Here is a 2311-nt window from a genome sequence, read left to right as displayed (position 1 = left end):
GCGCGCCATGCCGGCCAGGTCACGCTTGGCCAGGCCCTCCAGTTCTTCGCAAACAATGCGCGTGGCCAGTGCCTGCAACTCGGCTCCGACGATGGAGGGCAGCTGCAGCAGCAGGCATTCCTGCACCGTGCGCGCACCGATGCCCAGCGGCTCCAGCGACTGCACATGGCGCAGCGCGATGCGCCACTCCACGTCCTGCACTGGCGGCTCGTCGCTGAGCGGCGGCAGCAGGTCGTCCATGGGCTGGCGCAGGTAGCCGTCTTCATCCAGCGAATCGATCAGGGTGCGGGCCAGCAGCAGGTCGCGCTCGGACAGCCGCATGCATCCCAGCTGCCGGTGCAGGTGTTCGGCCAGCGTGGTGGCCTCGGGCACGAAGTCCAGGGCGCTGGCCTCTCCCCCTTCGGCGTTGCGCTGGCGCGCCTCGGGCAGGTCGTTCCAGTCGCCAGGCTCGGGCGCGTCGGAGGCGTTTTCCAGCGGCGGCGTGTCCAGCCCGCTGGCGCCCTCAGGCTGCAGCTCGCCTGCCTGGCCTTGTTCGAGGCGGGCGACGAAGTGCTGATGCCGGATCCGTCCTATCCCTGCAACCGGCACTTCGTGGCCGCAGCGGGCGCCAAGGCACTGGCGCTGCCGGCCGGCCCCGAGCAGCGTTTCCAGCTGGACGCAGACACCGTGGCCGCCCGCTGGACGCCCAACACCCGCGCAGTGCTGCTGGCCTCGCCGTCCAACCCCACCGGCACCTCGATCGCACCGGGCGAACTGGGCCGCATCGTCACCGAGGCCCGCGCCCGCGGCGGGCTGACGCTGGTCGACGAGATCTACCTCGGCCTGTCCTACGACGACCGCTATGCCCACAGCGCGCTGGCGCTGGGCGAGGACGTGATCTCGATCAACAGCTTCTCGAAGTACTTCAACATGACCGGCTGGCGCCTGGGCTGGCTGGTGGTGCCGCCCACCCTGGTTGCGCCGATCGAGAAGCTGCAGCAGAACCTCTACATCTGCGCCTCCAGCATTGCCCAGCATGCCGCGCTGGCCTGCTTCGAGGCCGAGTCGCTGGCTGTCTACGAGCAGCGCCGCCAGGCCTTCCGCGAACGGCGCGACTTCATCGTCGGCGCGCTCAACGAGATCGGCCTGACCGTGCCGGTGATGCCGGACGGCGCGTTCTACGCCTGGGCCGACTGCAGCCGCTTCTCGAACAGCAGCTGGGACTTCTGCATGGACCTGATGCAGCAGGCCCATGTGGCCCTCACGCCGGGGCGAGACTTCGGACCCGCGGCGGCCGAGCGTTACCTGCGTCTCTCATTTGCCAGCAGCCTGCCGCAACTCCAGGAAGCGGCAGCCCGCTTATCACGTTTTGTTTCAACCTGATCCCATTTGACTCTGCAACAGCAGACTCGGCGCCACAGTTTGCAGGGCCGGGTTGCTTATGCTGCCCGCCATGCCCTGGAATATTTTCAAGACGCGTCAAAGCAGTACCGGCAGCGCGTCGCCCGTCTTCCAAAACACGGTGGTGGAAGACCGCACCCGGAGTCAATTCGACCTGCTGCATGCGCAACAGGCGGGCCAAGCCGAGCCGGGTGACCTGCCAGCCGCGATGGGCGTCATCGGACGCTATCAGCTGCGCACCGTGCTCGGCGAAGGCGGATTGGGCACCGTCTATGGCGCCTGGGACCCGCTGCTGTCGCGGCGTGTCGCGGTCAAGACGCTGCAGCTGCGCTGGCACCAGCAACCCGGTGCGCTCGGCGCCCCCGACGAACTGATTCTCAACGAAGCCCGCGCCGCAGCGCGCCTGTCGCATCCGCACATCGTCACGGTGTATGACGCCGGCAGCTCGGACCAGGGCGTCTACGTCGCAATGGAGCCGCTGCAGGGCCTGGACCTGCGGCAGATGCTGCGCCAGGGCTGGCGGCCCACGCCGATGGAGGCCGCAGGCCTGGTGCGCCGCGTGGCCGAGGCGCTGGCCTATGCCCACGGCAAGGGCGTGATCCACTGCGACATCAAGCCGGCCAACATCTTCATGGTCGACAAGCGCCAGCCCAAGGTGCTCGACTTCGGCATCGCCCGCGTCGCCCGGCGCGACGGCTCAACCTCGGTCACCCCTTCGGCCGGCTCGCCGCATTACCTCTCGCCCGAGCAGTTGCGCCACACCAAGGTCGATCGCCGCTGCGACGTGTATTCGCTGGGCGTGGTGCTGTACGAGCTGCTCACCGGCCGCCAGCCCTACACCGGCCAGAGCATGGAAGAGATCAGCCACGCGGTGCTGAACTCGACCCAGCCGCAGGCCAGGATGGTGGACCCGGCCGTGCCGGCCGGCCTC

Annotated in this window: 3 protein-coding genes; 2 read left to right on the top strand and 1 reads right to left on the bottom strand. The window is 68.7% G+C overall.

The features are described 5' to 3' along the window. On the bottom strand, positions 1-321 hold a 321-nt coding region (locus tag FKP22_RS34115; protein ID WP_445663754.1), incomplete at its 3' end, for an RNA polymerase factor sigma-54. On the opposite strand from FKP22_RS34115, the gene FKP22_RS27610 reads away from it, so the two are divergent. Together FKP22_RS27610 and FKP22_RS27605 are read left to right on the top strand one after the other, a co-directional pair. Next, positions 244-1362, top strand: a complete 1119-nt coding sequence (locus tag FKP22_RS27610) for an aminotransferase class I/II-fold pyridoxal phosphate-dependent enzyme (RefSeq protein WP_233446983.1) — start codon at positions 244-246, stop codon at positions 1360-1362. The two genes, FKP22_RS34115 and FKP22_RS27610, sit on opposite strands and share 78 nt — an antisense overlap. Positions 1363-1432: 70 nt before the next feature. After that, a partial coding sequence (locus tag FKP22_RS27605; protein WP_233446982.1) for a serine/threonine-protein kinase occupies positions 1433-2311 on the top strand: 879 nt, incomplete at its 3' end.

It is taken from the genome of Ideonella azotifigens (genome assembly GCF_006519715.1).
GTDB lineage: Bacteria > Pseudomonadota > Gammaproteobacteria > Burkholderiales > Burkholderiaceae_C > Ideonella > Ideonella azotifigens.
Note: the sequence above shows the minus strand (reverse complement) of the source record. Positions and strands in the feature narration are given on the sequence as shown.